Source organism: Sphingomonas sp. Leaf198 (genome assembly GCF_001424005.1).
Taxonomy (GTDB): Bacteria; Pseudomonadota; Alphaproteobacteria; order Sphingomonadales; family Sphingomonadaceae; genus Sphingomonas.
Genome location: NZ_LMPX01000001.1, coordinates 402,078 through 421,098, shown reverse-complemented (window position 1 = coordinate 421,098; position 19,021 = coordinate 402,078). Strand labels below are relative to the sequence as shown.

The following is a 19,021-nucleotide window of genomic DNA, read 5'->3' as shown; positions in this document are numbered from 1 at the left end:
AGGATCCAGGATACCGAGCGCACCCGGCGTGGCTCTAGGTCCTGACGTTCGTCAGGATGACGGAGGCGTTTCGGGGTCATTTGGCACGTCCGTGACCGGCGGTTCCACCGTCGAACTCTCGCCATGCAAAGCAGCAATAAGGAACTCCACGTTACCCTCAGGCCCCGTGATCGGGCTCTCGACCACACCAACCACGCTCCACCCCTGCCCCGTCAGCCACGCCGCGACCTCGTCGCAGACGCGCTGGTGGATCGCGGTATCGCGGACGACACCGCCCTTCCCCACTTCGCCGCGCCCCGCCTCGAACTGCGGCTTCACCAGCGCCATCAGCCGCGCATCGGGCTTGGCAAACGACATCGGCCGCTCGAGCACCTTCGCCAAACCGATGAAGCTCGCATCGCAGACGATCAGGTCGACCGGCTCGGGAATATGCGCGTGCGTGAGGATCCGCGCGCTGGTCTGTTCGTGGACGATGACGCGCTCATCCTGCCGCAGCGACCAGGCAAGCTGGTTGGTGCCGCTGTCGACCGCGTAGACCTTAGCCGCGCCGTTCTTCAGCATGACGTCGGTAAAGCCGCCGGTCGACGAGCCCACGTCGATCGCGACCGCACCGGTCACGTCCCAACCGAAATGCGCAAGGCCGTGCGCCAGCTTGATCCCGCCGCGCGAAACCCAGGGATGATCGCGACCGCGCACGTCGAGTTCCACGTCGTCCGCAAGCGTCTGCCCGGGCTTGTCGACCTTCTTCGTCCCCGCGAACACGAGGCCCGCCATGATCAGCGCCTGCGCGCGCGTCCGCGACTCGACCAGCCCTCTGTCGACCAGCATCTGGTCTGCACGTACCTTCACCATCCGCCCGCTATCGCCGTCCGATCCGATTGCCGCAAGCTGCCTTCCTTTCGCCGCAATGCCATTGCCTACCTAACGGGTAGGATTATCTTGAGCGCATGGGATCGTGACCGGATGGCGTGCCCTAGAGCGTCCTTCGGCCACGCTCCCGACCTCGAAGAACGAGGTTTTGGAGAAGGAGAAGCGCTGTGGGTTCTTTCGCACCGTATGATTCCGTCCAGCCGACGATCCTGACCGTGCCCGGCCTTGGTGGATCGGGTCCTTCGCACTGGCAGACGTTATGGGAAGAGGCGCGGCCCGACACGGTCCGTGTCGAGCTCGGCATGTGGAACACGCCGCACCGCAACGCCTGGGTGACGCGTCTCGACGAAGCGATCCGGCAGGCACAGGCGCCGGTGATCCTCGCCGCACACAGTCTCGGGTGCCTCGCCGTTGCATGGTGGGCCGAACTCAGCCCGCAGCCTTACGGCTGGCCGGTAGCCGGCGCGTTGCTGGTGGCACCGGCGGACGTCGATCGCGGCGGAGCGCAGGCCGAACTGAAGGGCTTCTCGCCGACTCCGCGCACGCCGCTGCCGTTCCCGTCGATCGTAGTGGCGAGCAGCGACGACCCCTGGGTCACGCCCGAGCGCGCGCACAGCATGGCGGCGGACTGGGGCAGCCACTTCGTCGATGCCGGGCCGCAAGGACATTTGAATGCCGCGAGCGGGATCGGCTGGTGGCGTGAAGGGCAGGACCTGCTGGAGCGCGTCATCGCGGCGAGTGGCGATGGCAGGGGGCAGGCTTTGCCGCCAAGCAAAGCGCGGTCGATCCTTGCGGTGAGCGCTACAGACGCCGCGCAGACGCATTACTTGGGCGGGTAACTGTACGCGTTTAAAGATGCACCACCCCGGCGAAGGCCGGGGCCCAGTTGGGGGACGTCGCTAACGGAGCGCTACCCTCGATTACTGAGGCCTTACCAACTGGGCCCCGGCCTTCGCCGGGGTGGCGTGTAGGGCTGGCGGTTCACGAAATCCGCGTACCGTTTTCATCGAACAGTTCGGGGTTCGCCGCCTGCTCAGCCTTTGCCGCAGCCAAGCCACCCCGCATCCGCCGCCACATCGCAATATTGAGCGACACCATCACGATCACCGCCAGAACGATGATCACAAGCCCCTTGGTCGGCCCGCTCATGCGCGCGCTTCGGCAACCCCGCCCGAATTGTGGCGGAGCGCCTTGAGCACGGTATCCACCAGCGCAGTCGCGTCGAGCCCGGCTTCGGCGTACTGGACTTCGGGCTTGTCCTGATCCTGGTACGCGTCGGGCAGACGCAACGTACGCAGCTTGAGCCCGCCGTCGATCAGCCCTTCGTCCGACGCCATCGTCAGCACGTGCGCGCCGAAGCCACCAACCGAGTTCTCCTCGATCGTCACCGCGACTTCGTGCGTGGTAAGCAACTTGCGGATCAGATCGACGTCGAGCGGCTTGGCGAAGCGCAAATCCGCTACCGTCGTGCTCAGCCCCTTGGCTTCAAGAACCTCGGCGGCCTTGAGCGCTTCCTCCAGACGCGTGCCGAGCGACAGGATCGCAATCTTCTTGCCCTCACGCACGACACGGCCCTTGCCGATCTCCAGCAGTTGCGGAGTCTCGGGCAGCGCAACGCCGGTGCCGTTGCCGCGCGGATAACGCACCGCGATCGGGCCGGTGTCGTACTGCGCTGCAGTGTGGGTCATGTGAACGAGTTCGGCCTCATCCGCCGCCGCCATCACGACGAAGTTCGGCAGCGTCGCGAGGTAGGTGACATCAAACGACCCTGCGTGAGTCGCGCCATCCGCACCGACCAAGCCTGCGCGATCGATCGCGAAGCGGACCGGCAGGTTCTGGATCGCGACGTCATGCACGACCTGATCATACGCGCGCTGGAGGAACGTCGAGTAGATCGCGCAGAACGGGCGCATGCCTTGCGCAGCGAGGCCGGCGGCGAAGGTGACGCCATGCTGTTCGGCGATGCCGACGTCGAAGAACCGGTCGGGATACGCCTTGGCGAACGCATCGAGCCCGGTGCCAGACGGCATCGCCGCGGTGATCGCGCAGATCCGCGGGTCCTTCGCGGCCTCCGCGACAAGCTGCGCGCCGAACACGTTCTGGTATTGCGGCGGGCCCGGTGGCGCCTTGGTCTGGACGCCGGAGATCACGTCGAACTTCTGCACCCCGTGATACTTGTCCGCGGCAGCCTCGGCTGGGGCATAGCCCTTGCCCTTCTTGGTGACGACGTGAACGAGGATCGGGCCCTCTTCGGCATCGCGGACATTCTCCAGCACCGGGATCAGGTGTTCGAGGTTATGGCCGTCGATCGGGCCGACATAATAGAAGCCGAGTTCCTCGAACAGCGTGCCGCCCATCGTCATGCCACGCGCGAACTCGTCGGTCTTGCGCATCCCGCTGGCGATCGGCCGTGGCAGCCGCTTGGCGAGTTTACGCGCGAGGTCGCGGAACCCCAGGAACTCGCGACTCGATACGATACGGCTCAGATATGCCGACAGCCCACCGACCGGCGGCGCGATCGACATGTCATTGTCGTTGAGGATCACGACCAGCCGGTTACCCGCCTGCGCGGCGTTGTTCATCGCCTCGTACGCCATGCCCGCCGACATCGCGCCGTCGCCGATCACGGCGATGCCCTTCCCCGGCGTCCCAGCGATCTTGTTGGCGATCGCAAAGCCGAGCGCCGCCGAGATCGACGTCGACGAATGCGCCGCGCCGAACGGATCGTATTCGCTCTCGCTACGCTTGGTGAAGCCGCTCAGGCCACCACCCTGGCGCAGCGTGCGGATCCGGTCGCGGCGGCCGGTAAGGATCTTGTGCGGATAGCATTGGTGACCAACGTCCCAGACGAGGCGGTCGCGCGGGGTATCGAAGACATAGTGGATCGCGGTGGTCAGCTCGACCACGCCGAGGCCCGAGCCGAGATGCCCGCCGGTGGTGCCGACCGCGGAAATCGTCTCTGTACGCAGTTCGTCGGCGAGTTGGCGGAGCTGGTCCGGGCGCAACTTGCGGAGGTCGTCGGGCGTCGAAACGGTGTCGAGCAGCGGTGTCGAGGGAAGGTCGGCCATCGGACGGGCTTAATGCAGCGCGCGTATCGTGTCGATTGTTACCGTGTCCTGCGCTAGCATTCGCACTGGAATCGCTCGGGAAGTGCACAAATATGAACTTTACGCACCGTGTGGCCGGTGAGGCGGATATCCCGGCGATCGCCGCGCTGATGGGACGCGCGATCGGCGCGTTGCAGGGGGACTTCCTGACGCCGGCACAGGTCGAGGCGAGCCGCGCGGTGATGGGGCTCGATACACAGTTGATCGCGGACGGGACGTATCTGCTGGTCGAGGCGGACGGTCGGCTGGCCGGGTGTGGCGGGTGGAGTCGGCGGGCGACGCTCTATGGCGGCGATCACAGCACGGCGTTGCGCGATGCGGCGTTGCTCGATCCGGCGCATGACGCGGCGCGCATCCGCGCGATGTATACCGATCCAGATTTCGTGCGGCGGGGCGTAGGACGGTTGGTGCTGTCGGTTTGCGAGGCCGCAGCGCGAGAGGCCGGGTTTGCGCGGGCGGAGATGATGGCGACGCTGGCCGGAGAGCCGCTGTACCGTGCGTGCGGGTATCTGCCGATCGAGCGGATCGAGACGCCGGGCGAGGTCCCGGTGCCGATGATCCGGATGAGGAAGGATTTGGGGTAAAAGCTGATCCTCCCCCGCCAGGGGGAGGTGGCGCCGTAAGCGACGGAGGGGGAGGACACGGAGCAGAGGTTGCCCTCTCCTCCCCCTCCGTCTGGCAAGTGCCAGCCACCTCCCCCTGGCGGGGGAGGATTGCGCGATGGCGAGGCTACTTCGCCTCGCAGTCCGCACATCGCCCGCGGACTTCGATCACCGGACGGACCGGGGAGAAGCCGGCCGCCTCCGCCGCGTTGCGAACGCCCTTGGTGATCGTGTCATTATCGAGATGCGTGGTTTGGCCGCACGAGTCGCAGACCAGGAAGATGCAGTCGTGCAGGCAATCCGGATGCGCGTTGGCGACATAGGCGTTCGCGCTCTCGACCCGCCGCGCCAGATTCGCGCCGACGAACAGGTCGAGGATGCGGTACACGCTGTTCGCGGCGACGCGGCGGCCTTCGGCTTTCGAGACGGCCTCGGCGATATCGTAGGCCGATGCCGGCTTCTCGAAGCTGGCGAGCGCAGCGAACACGCTGGCGCGCATCGTCGTCCACTGCTCGCCGGCCTTTTCGAGCGTCGTCTGTGCTGCGACGGCGAGATCGGCGCCCTGCGGTTCGGTGTGGTTGTGAGCGTGCGCCATGCTGGGTGAAGTAGGATGCCGGAACAGTTCCAGCAACCCGCTCAGCTTTCGGCGCGGCGGTTGAGATCGTGGCCGAATGCGAGCAGCCCGACGCCGACGATCGTCCACAACGTCTCGCCGCCACCGCTGTCATGCGGCAGCGTCATCGCGCCCGCCATGATGCCGAGCCCGAGCGCGCCCATCGCGGCAGGCATCATATAGCCGTGGTTGAGCACGCCGCGCCCGAGCGCGAGCGCACCGAGACCGATCGCGATCGTCAGGCCGACTTCGTGGAAGATCGGGTCGAGCAGGAAACCGCCCGCGGTCGACATCAGCGCGACCAGCACGGAGGTCGCCAGGCAATGCACCATGCACAGGCCCGACAGCCCGATCGCATAGCGATCGAGACCGGCGAAGCGGTGGGTATGCGTGGCCGAGGGCGTCATCGTTCGTCGGATATAGATGCCTCAACGAAAGGATACAACATTACATCGCATTTTTCTTGCGGGGAATTTTTGGTTCGTCAGGTCGGATCGCCGCCAGAGTTCGTAGTGCTATCCGTCGTCATCCTGACGAAAGTCAGGATCCAGAGTTACGCACGCCTGCCGTTTGAGGCTCTGGATCCTGACTTTCGTCAGGATGACGGAGAAATAGTTTAACACCATCCCCTACCTGCGGCACCTCCAGCAACATGAAGCAACGGCGCACCACGAACCGATGGCGCCCCGCCGCGTAAACCACTATCTCCTCACCATGCTTCAACCCAGCGCCGCCTTCCTCAGCAAAGCCCGTCCTCGTTCCGTCGCCCTGTGGCTGTTCACGGTCGCCGGCCTGATCGTCGCGATGGTCGTCATCGGCGGGATCACGCGGCTGACCGAGTCGGGGCTGTCGATCACGCAGTGGAAGCCAATCAGCGGGATCATCCCGCCGCTCAACGACGCACAGTGGCAAGCCGAATTCGACGCCTACAAGCGCATCCCCGAATACGCCGCGTTCAACGCCGACATGACGGTCGGCGGATTCAAGGCGATCTTCTTCTGGGAATACCTTCACCGGCTGTGGGGCCGCGTCATCGGTCTCGTCTTCGCGGTACCGCTCATCTGGTTCGCGGTGCGCAAGCGTATCCCGGTCGGTTATGGCTGGCGGCTGTCGGCGTTGCTGGCGCTCGGTGCGTTCCAGGGCGCGATCGGCTGGTGGATGGTTGCCTCTGGCTTGTCCGTCCGCACCGACGTCAGCCATATCCGGCTCGCCGTTCACCTGCTGACTGCACTGACGATCCTCGCCGGGATCGTGTGGACCGCGCTCGACTTGATGGCGCTGCACCGCAATCCGCTCGCCGCCCCTGCCCGCCTCGCCCCCGTAGCGATCCTCGCGCTCGCGCTGCTGTTCGTGCAATTGGTCTATGGCGCGTTCACCGCCGGACTCGACGCCGGCTATGCCTTCGCGAGTTGGCCGCTAATGGGTGACGGGCTGTTCCCCGCCGACGTGCCGATGGTGAAACCCGCCTGGAGCAACGCGGTCGACAACCCGATCGTAGTGCAGTTCATTCACCGCTGGTTCGCGTTCGCCGCCGCCGCCGGGCTCATCTGGCTGGCGATCAAGGCGACCAAGACGGGCAGCAGCGCGGGCTTCTTCGTCGTCGGGCTCGTCACGCTCCAGATCATGCTCGGCATCGCGACGCTGATGACCGGCGTGCAGATCGACGTCGCGGTCGCGCACCAGGGGAACGCCGCGCTCCTGCTGATCGCCGCGATGTTCGCCGCCCACGCCGTAGGTACAGCACCCCGCATCAAGCAACGGGTATGATAATACCCGTCAGGAAACCGGCGGAAAGCTTGACTTGAAGCCCCCCTTTCAGCATTAGGCCGGCATTCGCGCTGCGGGGCCTCCCCTTGGTGCGCTTGCATTCAATCTGGAAGGTCTAACGCCCATGAAGGCGCTCATGAAGACCACCAAGTCGGCGAAGCCGGCTGAGGTGGAGAAGCAGTGGCATATCGTCGACGCGGAAGGTCTCGTCGTCGGCCGTGCCGCATCGATCATCGCCAACGTCCTGCGCGGCAAGCACAAGGTGTCGTTCACCCCGCATGTCGATTGCGGTGACAACGTCGTCGTGATCAATGCCGACAAGATCCGCTTCACCGGCAACAAGGCCGCGAAGAAGATCTATTACAAGCACACCGGTTATGCCGGCGGCATCAAGGGCATCACTGCCGCCAAGGTCCTCGACGGCCGCTTCCCGGAGCGCGTTCTCGAAAAGGCTGTCGAGCGCATGATCCCGCGCGGCCCGCTGGGTCGTGAGCAGATGCGCAACCTGCGTATCTTCAAGGGCACCGAGCATCCGCACGAGGCACAGAACCCTGCCGTGCTCGACATCGGCAGCATGAACCGCAAGAACAAGGTGGGCGCATAATGTCCGACAACCGCCAGTCGCTCGCCGATCTCGCGAGCCTGACCAACCAGCCCGCGCCGGCTGCCCCCGCCGAGCAGGCTCTGCCGACCAGCGAAGGCGATATCGCAGCACCGGTCTCGAACGAGCCCGTCCGCGAGCCGATGCCGCTGCGCGAGCAGATCCTCGACAAGCAGGGCCGCGCCTATGCGACCGGCCGTCGCAAGGACGCCGTCGCGCGCGTCTGGGTCAAGCCCGGCACCGGCAAGATCACGATCAACGGTCGTGACCAGGAAGTGTATTTCGCACGTCCGACGCTGCGCCTCGTCATCAACCAGGTGTTCGGCATCACCGAGCGCGAAGGTCAGTACGACGTCGTCTGCACCGTCAAGGGCGGTGGCCTTTCGGGCCAGGCCGGCGCGGTCAAGCATGGCATCAGCCAGGCCCTGACCCGCTTCGAGCCGGTGCTGCGCGCATCGGTGAAGGCAGCAGGCTTCCTGACCCGCGACAGCCGCGTCGTCGAGCGCAAGAAGTACGGCAAGGCGAAGGCCCGTCGTAGCTTCCAGTTCTCGAAGCGCTAATCTCGCTTTCAGTATTGCTTACCAAGAGGGCGGTCCGGCAACGGGCCGCCCTTTCTGGTTTTGGTGTGCAGCTATGCCAACCCTAGTTTGAACGCGCCAACAAAGCCCAAAACCGTACCGGTCTCCCCTCCCTGAAAGGGAGGGGTTGGGGGTGGGTCGGCCAGCTTGAGCCTCAACTGGTCGAATACGCGGACACCTACCCACCCCCTGCCCCTCCCTTCCAGGGATGGGAGTGCGTTCGAAGTGCGGTGTAGAACCTACCCAGATCGATGCGCTGCAGCAGGTGCCTGGCTAGGCCAGCGCCGTCAGGATTTCATCGAGCGACGCATTGCGGATACCGCGGCGATCGAATTCGTCGAGCATCGTCGCCCACCACCCGTGGAACCGCTTCAAGTCGGCAGCATCGCGTACATACGGCGTATGCCCCGGCACCAGCGACGGCGAGTGGAACGACAGGTTGAGCAACCGAAGCCCCTCGCCCGCCGCAACCGCGACCGCTTCGAGCGCGGCCTCGATCGGCATATCCTCCGGCGTCAGCGCGATCCGCGACAGCAGGCCGGTACGCGCGAACACACCTCTGCCCCTCGGGATACCGCCCAACGCTCGATACAGGCGCGTACCGCCCTTCCGTGCATAACCCGTGAAAACCGTCGTCAGAGGCAGTTCGACGATCCCCTGCACGCGATACGCCTGCGCGTCCGCCATACCGAAGTCGGGGCCGCCCTTGGCGCGGTAATCATATCCCGACCGCACCGAGCTATCGATCTCGTAACCCAGCCGCCTCAGAAGGTCGAAACTGTTCGGGCCGATACCGTAACGTCCCGCCCGATAGACGCGCGGTCGAACGCCGAACGCCGCGGTGATCTCCCTAGTCAGCGTTTCGAGTTTCGCCGCCTCGACTTCAGCCGGCAGGTTGCCTGCAAAGCTCGAAGTGTCGCCGGCACCGTCCTCGAACGGCGGCGTGACCCACGAATGCAGCTGCGCACCGATCTCCGACCGCGCGTCCTCGATGACCCGCGCGAGGATCGCGACCGAACGGGAATCGGTGACGATCGGATGATCGACCATGCAGGTAAGCCCGACACCCCGCTCGGCGAACCGACGATGCGCGTCGGGAAAGGCGGCCATCGCGGTGGTCGCACGGTTGCGAGGATCGGGCGGCGCGTCCCAGTCGAACTCTTCCTCGACATCGACCATGACCGTGAAACGGGTGCCGAACGTATCCGGCCAGACGATGCGTTGCGCGTTGGTCGGCCGTGGCGGGCGATACGCGCGACCTGCGATCACCGTCGCTCGTCGACCATAAGCTCGGTCTGATCACCGACGTTGCGCACGTCCGACGCCGGCAGTTGCAGCGTGAGCGTGTCGATGCCGATCGTCAGCACCCCGCCGAGCTCGACCGCCAGATTCTGCGCCAGTCGCAGCGCAAAACCGGTACCAAGCAACGGCGCACCCTCGCCGTCATTCTCCTGCTCGGCATCGATGCTGAGCAGGACATCGGTCACATGCGCCGCCAGTGCGGCAGGCCGGTCGAACGCGATCGTCACCGTCTCGCCGACCGGTCGAACGACGATGCCGAGCCGCTCGTCAGGGCGTCCCGCGGATACCAGCGCCGCGATCAACCGCCCGATCAGCCGTTCGACCGCACGATCATCGCCCAGAATGTCGCAATCGCCCGCCGGGGCGACGATCGCGACACTGGTCCCGCGCAACGCGGCAAGCGGTTTCAGATCGGCCACAACGCGGTCGAGCAACGGCAGCACCGCTACCGCAGTCGGCCGCAGATCGAGCGCATGGCCTTCGATCCGCGCGGCGATATCCAGGTCGTCGATCGCCGCTAGCAGATCGCTCGCCTGTGTGCGGATCGCCGTCGCCCGGTCGCGATAGGTCGGCGAGACGGGGCCGAGCAACTGCGTCTCGATCAGCTCGGCGAACCCGGAAATCGCATTGGTCGGCGTCCGCAGCTCGTGGACAAGCTGGCGCAGCGAATCGGATACCGGCGAAGACGCGCGAGCCGGCTCGGCGGTCTCGTCGCGCCGCGGTCGCCGCCCGGTCCCGTGAAAGCCGATGAACCGTCCGGAGGCATGTTCGAACGCCGGTACGCCGGACAACCGCCACGATCCGAACGCGTCGGACAATCCACCAACCTCGAGCCGTGCATCGCTGAACCGCGACCGCCGCCTGAACGCGCCCGCCACGACACCATCGAGCTGCGCCTCGCCCTGCCGCGCCGCATAGCCGAGCGACACGCCGATCAACGCCGAGCGGGCGACGCCCTCGATCACCCGGATCACGCCGTGCGCGTCGGTTTCGTACCGGAAGGTCTCGACCTCGATGGATACGGCCGCCGGAGCGCCGGCATCGACCGTACGATCCTTGTTGAACGCCTCGATCCGCGCGACGAGATCGGAAATCTCGAATCGTTCGACATCGGTGCCGGCAGTCTGCTCGTCGTCGATCGCCGGGGCGCTCTCGGCCAGCTTCGCGTGACGCAGTGCCTCCGCCATGAACGGCAGTCCGCGCGCGACGTCGCCGAGCGCGATGAACGGTGTTTCGCTCAGCGGCGCGCTCGGCAGCGGCGATACCGCAGCCGCAGGCTCCACGGTGGCTGGTTCTGCGACAGCCGCCACGGGCTCGGCGGTGCCTGTGTCGGCAGCAATCGCCGCCGGCTCGACCGTAGCGGTTTCTGCGGCGACCCGAGCGGCTACGGCTGTATCGTCGAGCGGGGGCACCGCGTCGGCCCGATCATCGTCCGCTACCGCATTGGGCACGGCGTCAGGCTGCGGCAGAATGAAATCGACCGGCCCAAAGCTCTGCAACCCGCGCTGGACGGCATCAGGCAGATCGCGACGATGCCGCAGGACCGAGCGACCCGCCGGCGTCAGCCGCGGCAGGATCGCCAGCCACGCGTCCGGCGCCAGCCTCGCGGTGCGCAACACCGGGGCAGCGATTGCCAACGCGTCTTCGGCGAAGAACCCGACCAGCAACGCATCCGGCGCGGCAAAGGCGAGCGCGCGCGCACTGGCCGCACGAACCGCTACCGGCACTTCTGGACGCAGCATGCGCAACCTTGCGATCGACGGCGCGTCGCACGCGATGCGACCACGGCCCATCAGGTCGACGAGTTGCCGCCATGCCGACTGCGCTCCGAATTCGGAGGCCATGTCGGCAGAGAGGATCGTCTTCAGGCTGTCGTCGAACCGCACATTGTCTCCCGGAACGGATGACCTAGCATGCCCGCCGTTGCGATTCCTTAACGCGCGCGACTCTTCGAAGGAACTCCGCATTTTCCGGCGCCGACGGGTTCGTCGCATAGTGGGACAATTGCGTTTCGCCGCAACAATCTTATGGCTATGGGGAACGAACCAATTGGTTTGCGATGTTGCTCGGGAGTTGCGTGAAATGAGTTTTGACCGGATCGATCGGCAGATCCTGTCGCTGTTGCAGGCGGACGGACGGATGACAAACGTCGATCTGGCCGATCAGGTCGGCTTGACCGCGCCCCCCTGCCTGCGCCGCGTCCGCGCACTCGAGGAAGCCGGCGCGATCCGCGGCTATCATGCCGATCTCGACGCGAGCCGGCTGGGCTTTCCGATCACGGTGTTCGCGATGGTCTCGCTGCGCAGCCAGGCCGAGCACGACCTCGCGGCGTTCGAGAATCACATCGCCGACATTCCCGAGATCCGCGAATGCCACATGCTCAACGGCGAGATCGACTTCATCCTGAAGATCGTCGCCGCCGACCTGAAGAGCTTCCAGGAGATCCTAACGACCCACCTGACGCCGGCACCCAACGTGGCGAGCGTGAAGACGTCGCTGACGATCCGCACCGCCAAGGCGCTCTCGGGCATCCCGGTGGTGGTCGGCGACTGACCAACCCTCGGCGCGCTGCCCAAAGCCGGTCGCGTCACCTGAAATGAAAAACGGGGCGGCATCGCTGCCACCCCGCTTCCCCAGATCCAACCGGATCGACTTATGCGGCGGGCGCCGCCAGCCAAGTCGTCCACAGGCCCGCGACATCGGCCTTCGGCGAGGCCTTGACCGCTGCGAACGCAGCCGCAGCGCCGGCCTTGTCGCCCGACTTCGCGAGCGCGATACCGAGATGCAGGTTCACGTCGTCGGCGTCGACACCACCCTTGGTCAGCGCCAGCTTATAAAGCTCGGCCGACTTGGCGTAGTTGTTCTGCCCGAGATACGCATCGGCCGTACCCGCGGCGAGCTTGCCGTTGGCTGCGGTCGTTGCGCGCTTTTCAAGGCCCGCGAGCGGACCATCGGCGGCGATGTTCTTGGTCGCGTCGGCCAGCAGGCCCTTCGACATCGCGTTACCGGCGGGGATCTTGCCCTGCGCCATGCCTTCCTTGATCACCGCCTGAGCCTCGCTCGGCAGGCCGCGACGATTCACGCTATCCGCATATTGCAGATAGTCGGTCTGGTCGGCGAGCGAGTTGGTCGCCCGCATCAGGCGGAAGATGTCGACCTTCTGCGCTTCGTCGAGCGTGATCAGCGCGTTCTGCTGGATACCCGCGAGGATCAGCGTGTCGCGCCAGTTCTTGGCCGACGGATAGGCGGTGACCCACTTCTTCAACCATGCCATCGTGTCCGCGTTACGCTTGGCGGCGTAGGACTTGGCGATCGCATACCGATAATAATCCTCGGGAGCCTTCTGGCCAGCCGCGGTCATCTGCGTGATGGCAGCGTCGAGATCGGCGGTCGCACCGGTCACGTCGCCGCTTTCCATCTTCGCCTTGACGATCTGCAACCCGAGGTCCGGATTGGTATAGCCGAGTTCCTTGGCCTTCGCGAAATACTGGAGCGCGATCGGATACTGCTTGCCGTTGAACGCCAGCGCACCGCGACGATACGCATATTTGCCGCGATCCGCCGCCGGGGTGGCCGCATTGGCGATCAGCGCATCGAGCGGCTTGGCGAGCGTGGTCTCGTTGACCGGCGCGTTCGGGTTGGCGGTCTGCGTCGCGACGATCTTGTCGTTCTCGAGCTGATAGCGCAGCGCAGCACCGATATACTTCTCGTAATCGGTCTTGGCGGCGGCATCGATCTGGTCGATCGCGGTCTGCGCACCGGCGAAGTCCTTGGCGGCCAGCGCGGTCTGCGCGGCCACGCCGGGCTTCTGGACTTCGGGGCTCAGCTTCATCGCCGGCGCCGCGTCGGCCTTCTTGTCCTTGGCGAACGCAGGCGTCGACAGCGCGAGGCCGCTCGTGCCGGTGGCGAACGCCGCAATCAGTGCAAGCTTCGAAATGGTCTTCATGCGGAAACTCTCCCTCTGCGCCGACCTCGAATACCTTCGTGGCGCGCGGCGACGCTATATGGTCCGTCGTGGATACGTTCAAGCAAGCGGCTTGGATCCCATCAAAGCGTTTTTGCGCGTGAACGTCGATTGAACGCACCCATTGCGGTCGCTAGATCGCGGGCATGATCGCTGTCCTTTCGCCCGCCAAGACGCTCGATTACGAGAGCGCGCTGCCCCAGCTCGACCCGACCGCGCCGCGGTTCGCCGCAGAGGCGAAGACGCTCGCGCATGCCGCCGCGCATCTGACGCAAAAGAAGCTGTCGGAGCTGATGCACATCTCGCCGGCGCTGGCGAAGCTCAACGCCGACCGGTATCGCGACTTCGACACGCTGCCCGAGCGGCCGGCGATGTTCGCGTTTGCCGGCGACGTCTATACCGGGCTGGAGGCCAAGACGCTCGACGAGGCAGCGGTGGATTACGCGCAGGATCATGTGCGGATGCTGTCGGGGCTGTACGGGTTGCTCCGGCCGCTCGACCTGATGCGGCCCTACCGGCTGGAGATGGGCACGCGCTGGGCGCCGCGGAAGACGAAGCTGACCGACTGGTGGGGAGACAGGATCGCCAAGCTGCTCGCGGACGATGTCGAGGCGGAGGGGTCGGGGACGATCCTCAACCTCGCGAGCCAGGAATATTGGGCAGCGGCGGACGGCAAGCTGCCCAAGTCGATCCGCGTCGTCGCGATCGATTTCCGCGAGGGCGAGGCGCAGAAGTTCGTCAGCTTCCACGCGAAGAAGGCCCGCGGCATGGTCGCGCGGTGGCTGGTGGAACACCGCGTCGACGACATCGAGGGGATCAAGGGCTTCGACAGCGACGGCTATGCGTATGACGCGGCGGGCAGCAGCGACACGCAATTCCGGTTCGTGCGCAAGTGAGCAGCGCGGTCGTCATCGGTGTGTCGGGCGGGATCGGCAAGGCGCTGGAAGAGGCGCTGATCGAGGAAGGGGCTTTCGACCAGGTCTACGGGTTCGCGCGGTCGGAGAGCGGCGATCGGCATCTCGATCTGGAGGACGAGGCTAGCATTGCCGCAGCGGCTTTGCGGGCCGGCTCGCCGACGCTGGTGATCGTCGCGACCGGGTTGCTGCACGACGGCGACAAGGGTCCCGAGAAGGCGATGCGCGAACTCGATCCGGTGTGGATGGCGCGCAACTTCGCGATCAACGCGATCGGGCCCGCGCTGGTGGCGAAGCACTTCCTGCCGACGATGCCGAAAGCGGGGCGGATCGTGTTCGCTGTGCTGTCTGCTCGTGTCGGCAGCATCGGCGATAACAAGCTCGGCGGGTGGTACGGCTATCGCGCGTCGAAGGCGGCGCTGAACCAGTTGGTGAAGACGATCGCGATCGAGGACAAGCGCCGGAACTCCAGCGGGATCGTCGTGGGGTTGCATCCGGGTACAGTCGACACCGGCTTGTCGAAGCCATTCCAGGGCAACGTGACGCCCGGCAACCTGTTCAAGCCGGACCGCGCGGCGGTGCAGTTGCTCGACGTCATCGACGGCCTGCGCGCGCCGGACAGCGGCAAGCTCTTCGCGTGGGACGGGGTAGAGGTCACGCCCTGACTGCACCCCTCCCTGGAAGGGAGGGGTTGGGGGGTGGGTCGGCCGGTTGTAAACCACGACCGCTAGCCAATGTGGAAACCGACCTACCCCCTGCCCCTCCCTTGCAGGGAGGGGTAAGAAGCAGTCGCGCTCATGACGCAGATTTCACCCTTCTGCCATTTTCCGTTCAGGTTCTCCGGCGCAGTCTCTCCGCATCGTCCACCTAGGCCGAAACGAGAGGATACCCGCATGAAGAAGTCCCTCCCCCTCGCGATCCTCGCCGGCAGCGCGCTGCTCTCCGCTGGCGCAGCGGTTGCCGCCACTCAGGCTCAGACCAAGACCGTCCAGCCGAAGACCGTCGCGACGCACACCACGACGACCAAGACCACCACGCCGTTGGGCAATACCAAGGTCGCCAAGCGCACGACCACGGTCAAGAAAGGCCGCATGGTCACCGCCAAGCTCGCGAACGGCAAGACCGTGACGTACGATTGCTCGCTCGCCGGCAACAAGACCAAGACCGCCTGCAAATAAGCCCGAAATTAACGATGAAACCTTGCTCCCTCGCGTGCGTACGCGTGCGCGGGGGTAGTAAGGTGCCCCCCCCTCGGCTAAGGTGTGTCACAACACCGCAACAAGCCGAAAGCGTTCAGATTTGACCGACGAGACCATACTCGCCGAACCCCAGGGCGGCGAGCCCGCCGGCATCGCCACGATCTCGATCGTCGACGAGATGAAGTCGAGCTATCTCGACTATGCGATGAGCGTCATCGTCGCGCGCGCGCTGCCCGACGTCCGCGACGGCCTGAAGCCCGTCCACCGCCGCATCCTGTACGGCGCGCACGAAAGCGGCTTCGTCGCCGGCAAGCCCTACCGCAAGTCCGCGCGCATCGTCGGTGACGTGATGGGTAAATACCATCCGCACGGCGACAGCTCGATCTACGACGCGTTGGCCCGCATGACGCAGGACTGGTCGATGCGCGTGCCGCTGATCGACGGCCAGGGCAACTTCGGCTCGATGGACCCCGATCCACCCGCGGCGATGCGCTACACCGAGGCGCGTCTCGGCAAGGTCGCGAACGCGCTGCTCGGCGATCTCGACAAGGACACGGTCGACTTCACGCCCAATTATGATGGCTCGGAGCGCGAGCCTTCGGTGTTGCCGGCGCGCTTCCCCAACCTGCTGGTCAACGGCGCGGGCGGCATCGCCGTCGGCATGGCGACCAACATCCCGCCGCACAATCTCGGCGAAGTCATCGCCGCGTGCCTCGCCTACATGGACAATGGTGCGATCACGACGGAAGAGCTGTTCGAGATCGTCCCAGGTCCCGACTTCCCGACCGGCGCGATCATCCTCGGCCGTGCGGGCGCCAAGTCGGCGTACGAGACCGGCCGCGGCTCGATCATCGTCCGCTCGCGGCATATCGTCGAGGAGGGCAAGGGCGACCGCCGCTCGATCGTGCTCACCGAGATCCCGTTCCAGACCGGCAAGAACGGCCTGGTCGAGAAGATCGCCGAAGCCGCCAAGGACAAGCGGATCGAAGGCGTCAGCGACATCCGCGACGAATCGAGCCGCATGGGCGTCCGCATCGTCATCGACCTAAAGCGCGACGCGACCGTCGATGTGGTGCTCAACCAGCTCTGGCGGCACACGCCGGCGCAGTCGAGCTTCCCCGCCAACATGCTGGCGATCCGCGGCGGTCGCCCTGAACTGCTGAACCTGCGCGACATCATCGGCGCGTTCATCACCTTCCGCGAGCAGGTCATCACCCGCCGCTCGAAGTTCGAACTCGCCAAGGCACGCGAGCGCGCGCATCTGTTGCTCGGCCTCGTCATTGCGGTCACCAACCTCGACGAGGTCGTCAAGATCATTCGCGGTTCGTCGAGCCCCGCCGAAGCACGCGGCAAGCTGCTGGCGCGTGAGTGGCCGGTCGAGGAGATCGCGCCGTACATCGCACTCGTCGAGGCGGTCGAGGACAAGCAGGCCGACGGCATCTACAAGCTGTCCGAGCCGCAGGTCCGCGCGATCCTCGATCTCCGCCTGCATCGCCTGACATTGCTCGGCCGCGACGAGATCGGCGACGAGCTGAAGGCGCTGGCCGCGACGATCGGCGAGCTGCTTCACATCCTCGGCGACCGTGCGAAGCTGTACGAAGTGATGCGCGGCGAGCTGATCGCGATCCGCGACGAATTCGCCACCCCGCGCCGTTCCGAGATCGCCGCCGCCGCCAACGGCATCGACGACGAGGATCTGATCGAGCGCGAGGACATGGTCGTCACCGTGACCATGCAGGGCTATATCAAGCGCACCAGCCTCGACACGTTCCGCGCACAGGCGCGCGGTGGCAAGGGTCGGGCGGGCATGTCGACGAAGGACGAGGACGTCGTCACCGAGCTGTTCGTCACCTCGACGCACACGCCGGTGCTGTTCTTCTCGAACCTCGGCAAGGTGTATCGCTACAAGGTCTGGCGCCTGCCCGAGGGCGGTCCTGCCACGCGTGGACGGCCGATGATCAACCTGCTGCCGCTGGCGCCGGGCGAGACGATCTCGACCGTGCTCCCGCTGCCGGAGGATCTGAGCGAATGGAGCCGCCTGCACGTGATGTTCGCGACGCAGCGCGGGCTCGTGCGCCGCAACGCGATGGACGCGTTCACCAACGTGCCGTCGAACGGCAAGATCGCGATGCGCTTCGAGGAGGGATCGGAGGACAAGCTGATCGGCGTTGCGCTGCTCAGCGAGCATGACGACGTGCTGCTCGCGACCAAGCTCGGCAAGGCGATCCGCTTTGCCGGCGACGACGTCCGCGAGTTCCAGAGCCGGACGTCGACCGGCGTGCGCGGCGTGACGCTGAAGGGCGACGACGAGGTCATCTCGCTGTCGGTCCTCCACCGTGTCGGCGCGACCCCGGACGAGCGCGAGACTTACCTCAAGTTCGCACCGTGGAAGGGCGAGCGCGAGGGCGATCACGGCATGGGCGCCGACCGCTACAACGATCTCAAGGACCGCGAGCAGTTCATCCTGACGGTCTGCGAGAACGGCTATGGCAAGCTGTCGAGCGCCTATGACTATCGCCGCACCGGTCGCGGTGGCCAGGGCATCACCAACATCGACAACATCGCGCGCAACGGCCCCGTCGTGGCGAGCTTCGCCGCGGCGAAGGGCCATCAGCTGATGCTGGTGACCAATCAGGCGAAACTGATCCGCACGACGCTCGCATCGCTTCGGGTCATCAGCCGCAACTCGGCCGGCGTGAAGCTGTTCGACGTGGCGAAGGGCGAGCATGTCGTCTCCGCCGCGCGGATCGAGGAAACCGAGGAAGACGCCGAGATCAACCTGGCCGATGCCGTGCCGGAGGTCGCTCCGGATACCGGCGCGACGATCGGCGAGGATACCGCCGCGGGCCCGGAGGACGGCGAATGAGCCGCGATCCGATCGCATATAAAGTGCTGACGGGGGAGCAGCTGGCGACTCTGGAAAGCGGAAGCTTTGCGGGGGCGCCGGTGGATGTGGCTGACGGCTACATTCACCTGTCCACCGCCGAGCAGCTGACGGAGACGGTCGACAAGCACTTTGCCGACCAGTCGGACCTGCACGTGGCCGCGATCGATCTCGAAGCGCTCGGCGACGACGTGAAATGGGAAGCGTCGCGTGGCGGACAGCTGTTCCCGCACGTCTATGGCGGCCCGCTGCTGCTCGAGGTCGTACTGTCCTACGGCCCCCTGGAACGCGACGAAGCCGGCAAGGTGAAGCTCCCCGTCGCGGGCTGACTGGCACTCAAACTCAAGCTTGTTCTCCCGCGAAGGCGGGAGCCCAGTCTGGCCTCCCGCCTTCGCGGGAGAACAAGGAAGCGGGAGAGGCGTTCGTTGCTGCCTCGGAGGGGCTGTCGGCATCGCATCAACGCCAGCGTCGGCAACTTCCAACGTCCAAGTGCTCATTGTCGTGTACGCGCTCCCCACCGAGGCACCACCCCGGCGAAGGCCGGGGCCCAATTGGGTAAGGCAGCTAACGAAGCGCGGCCCTTAATTACGCCGACCTTTCCAATTGGGCCCCGGCCTCCG

At 65.8% G+C, this 19,021-nt stretch carries 19 protein-coding genes; 11 read left to right on the top strand and 8 right to left on the bottom strand.

Going from position 1 to position 19,021, the window contains the following annotated elements; genetic code table 11:
- Positions 1-51: 51 nt before the first annotated feature.
- The gene (locus ASG20_RS01945) at positions 52-852 is read right to left on the bottom strand and encodes a TlyA family RNA methyltransferase (protein ID WP_082470688.1); all 801 of its coding nucleotides are present in this window, start codon (positions 850-852) and stop codon (positions 52-54) included.
- Positions 853-1,037: 185 nt separating this feature from the next.
- Here ASG20_RS01945 and ASG20_RS01940 point away from each other — a divergent pair, with 185 nt between their 5' ends.
- A complete protein-coding gene (locus tag ASG20_RS01940; protein ID WP_056047792.1) occupies positions 1,038-1,709 on the top strand; it encodes an RBBP9/YdeN family alpha/beta hydrolase in 672 nt (223 codons plus the stop codon).
- 142 nt (positions 1,710-1,851) lie between these two features.
- Here ASG20_RS01940 and ASG20_RS19245 read toward each other — a convergent pair whose 3' ends face one another.
- Positions 1,852-2,019: a hypothetical protein gene (locus tag ASG20_RS19245; protein WP_156363992.1), complete on the bottom strand. Its 168-nt coding sequence runs from the start codon at positions 2,017-2,019 to the stop codon at positions 1,852-1,854.
- Positions 2,016-3,938 (bottom strand): 1-deoxy-D-xylulose-5-phosphate synthase, encoded by a 1,923-nt coding sequence (gene dxs, locus ASG20_RS01935; protein WP_056047788.1) that lies wholly within the window; start codon positions 3,936-3,938, stop codon positions 2,016-2,018. Before dxs ends, ASG20_RS19245 begins: the two co-directional genes overlap by 4 nt.
- A 92-nt stretch (positions 3,939-4,030) precedes the next feature.
- On the opposite strand from dxs, the gene ASG20_RS01930 reads away from it, so the two are divergent.
- The gene (locus tag ASG20_RS01930; protein WP_056047787.1) at positions 4,031-4,561 is read left to right on the top strand and encodes a GNAT family N-acetyltransferase; all 531 of its coding nucleotides are present in this window, start codon (positions 4,031-4,033) and stop codon (positions 4,559-4,561) included.
- A gap of 145 nt (positions 4,562-4,706) precedes the next feature.
- Here the strand turns inward: ASG20_RS01930 and ASG20_RS01925 are convergent, their stop codons facing one another.
- Both ASG20_RS01925 and ASG20_RS01920 read right to left on the bottom strand, forming a co-directional pair.
- Positions 4,707-5,174: a Fur family transcriptional regulator gene (locus ASG20_RS01925; protein WP_056047784.1), complete on the bottom strand. Its 468-nt coding sequence runs from the start codon at positions 5,172-5,174 to the stop codon at positions 4,707-4,709.
- A 41-nt stretch (positions 5,175-5,215) separates the two neighbouring features.
- Complete coding sequence (locus ASG20_RS01920) at positions 5,216-5,599, bottom strand: MerC domain-containing protein (protein ID WP_056047781.1); 384 nt, start codon at positions 5,597-5,599, stop codon at positions 5,216-5,218.
- Positions 5,600-5,906: 307 nt separating this feature from the next.
- Here ASG20_RS01920 and ASG20_RS01915 point away from each other — a divergent pair, with 307 nt between their 5' ends.
- The 3 genes from ASG20_RS01915 (at position 5,907) to rpsI (ending at position 8,120) form a co-directional block, all read left to right on the top strand.
- Positions 5,907-6,959 (top strand): COX15/CtaA family protein, encoded by a 1,053-nt coding sequence (locus tag ASG20_RS01915; protein ID WP_056050285.1) that lies wholly within the window; start codon positions 5,907-5,909, stop codon positions 6,957-6,959.
- 124 nt (positions 6,960-7,083) lie between these two features.
- A complete protein-coding gene (gene rplM / locus ASG20_RS01910) occupies positions 7,084-7,563 on the top strand; it encodes a 50S ribosomal protein L13 (protein WP_060524218.1) in 480 nt (159 codons plus the stop codon).
- Positions 7,563-8,120 carry a 30S ribosomal protein S9 gene (gene rpsI / locus ASG20_RS01905; RefSeq protein WP_082441435.1) on the top strand — a complete coding sequence of 186 codons (558 nt, stop codon included), beginning with the start codon at positions 7,563-7,565 and terminating at the stop codon, positions 8,118-8,120. Before rplM ends, rpsI begins: the two co-directional genes overlap by 1 nt.
- A gap of 291 nt (positions 8,121-8,411) precedes the next feature.
- On the opposite strand, the gene ASG20_RS01900 is transcribed toward rpsI, so the two are convergent.
- On the bottom strand, positions 8,412-9,407 hold the full coding sequence (locus ASG20_RS01900) for a polysaccharide deacetylase family protein (protein ID WP_056047778.1): 996 nt from the start codon (positions 9,405-9,407) through the stop codon (positions 8,412-8,414).
- Entirely contained in the window at positions 9,404-11,326 is a 1,923-nt protein-coding gene (locus ASG20_RS01895; protein WP_231420346.1) for a sensor histidine kinase, read from the bottom strand. Before ASG20_RS01895 ends, ASG20_RS01900 begins: the two co-directional genes overlap by 4 nt.
- Positions 11,327-11,522: 196 nt before the next feature.
- Between ASG20_RS01895 and ASG20_RS01890 the strand changes: the two genes are divergently transcribed.
- Positions 11,523-11,993, top strand: coding sequence for an Lrp/AsnC family transcriptional regulator (locus ASG20_RS01890; RefSeq protein ID WP_056047776.1), 471 nt, complete (start codon positions 11,523-11,525; stop codon positions 11,991-11,993).
- A 100-nt stretch (positions 11,994-12,093) separates the two neighbouring features.
- On the opposite strand, the gene ASG20_RS01885 is transcribed toward ASG20_RS01890, so the two are convergent.
- Positions 12,094-13,386, bottom strand: coding sequence for a hypothetical protein (locus tag ASG20_RS01885; protein WP_056047773.1), 1,293 nt, complete (start codon positions 13,384-13,386; stop codon positions 12,094-12,096).
- Positions 13,387-13,550: 164 nt separating this feature from the next.
- Between ASG20_RS01885 and yaaA the strand changes: the two genes are divergently transcribed.
- The 5 genes from yaaA (at position 13,551) to ASG20_RS01860 (ending at position 18,730) form a co-directional block, all read left to right on the top strand.
- Positions 13,551-14,300, top strand: coding sequence for a peroxide stress protein YaaA (gene yaaA, locus ASG20_RS01880; RefSeq protein WP_056047770.1), 750 nt, complete (start codon positions 13,551-13,553; stop codon positions 14,298-14,300).
- Positions 14,297-14,983: an SDR family NAD(P)-dependent oxidoreductase gene (locus ASG20_RS01875; RefSeq protein ID WP_231420347.1), complete on the top strand. Its 687-nt coding sequence runs from the start codon at positions 14,297-14,299 to the stop codon at positions 14,981-14,983. Before yaaA ends, ASG20_RS01875 begins: the two co-directional genes overlap by 4 nt.
- A gap of 228 nt (positions 14,984-15,211) precedes the next feature.
- Positions 15,212-15,496, top strand: coding sequence for a hypothetical protein (locus ASG20_RS01870; protein ID WP_056047764.1), 285 nt, complete (start codon positions 15,212-15,214; stop codon positions 15,494-15,496).
- 121 nt (positions 15,497-15,617) lie between these two features.
- The gene (gyrA, locus tag ASG20_RS01865) at positions 15,618-18,383 is read left to right on the top strand and encodes a DNA gyrase subunit A (RefSeq protein ID WP_056047761.1); all 2,766 of its coding nucleotides are present in this window, start codon (positions 15,618-15,620) and stop codon (positions 18,381-18,383) included.
- Positions 18,380-18,730, top strand: coding sequence for a DUF952 domain-containing protein (locus ASG20_RS01860; RefSeq protein ID WP_056047757.1), 351 nt, complete (start codon positions 18,380-18,382; stop codon positions 18,728-18,730). The genes gyrA and ASG20_RS01860 overlap by 4 nt, the downstream gene beginning before the upstream one ends.
- The last annotated feature ends 291 nt before the right edge of the window (positions 18,731-19,021 follow it).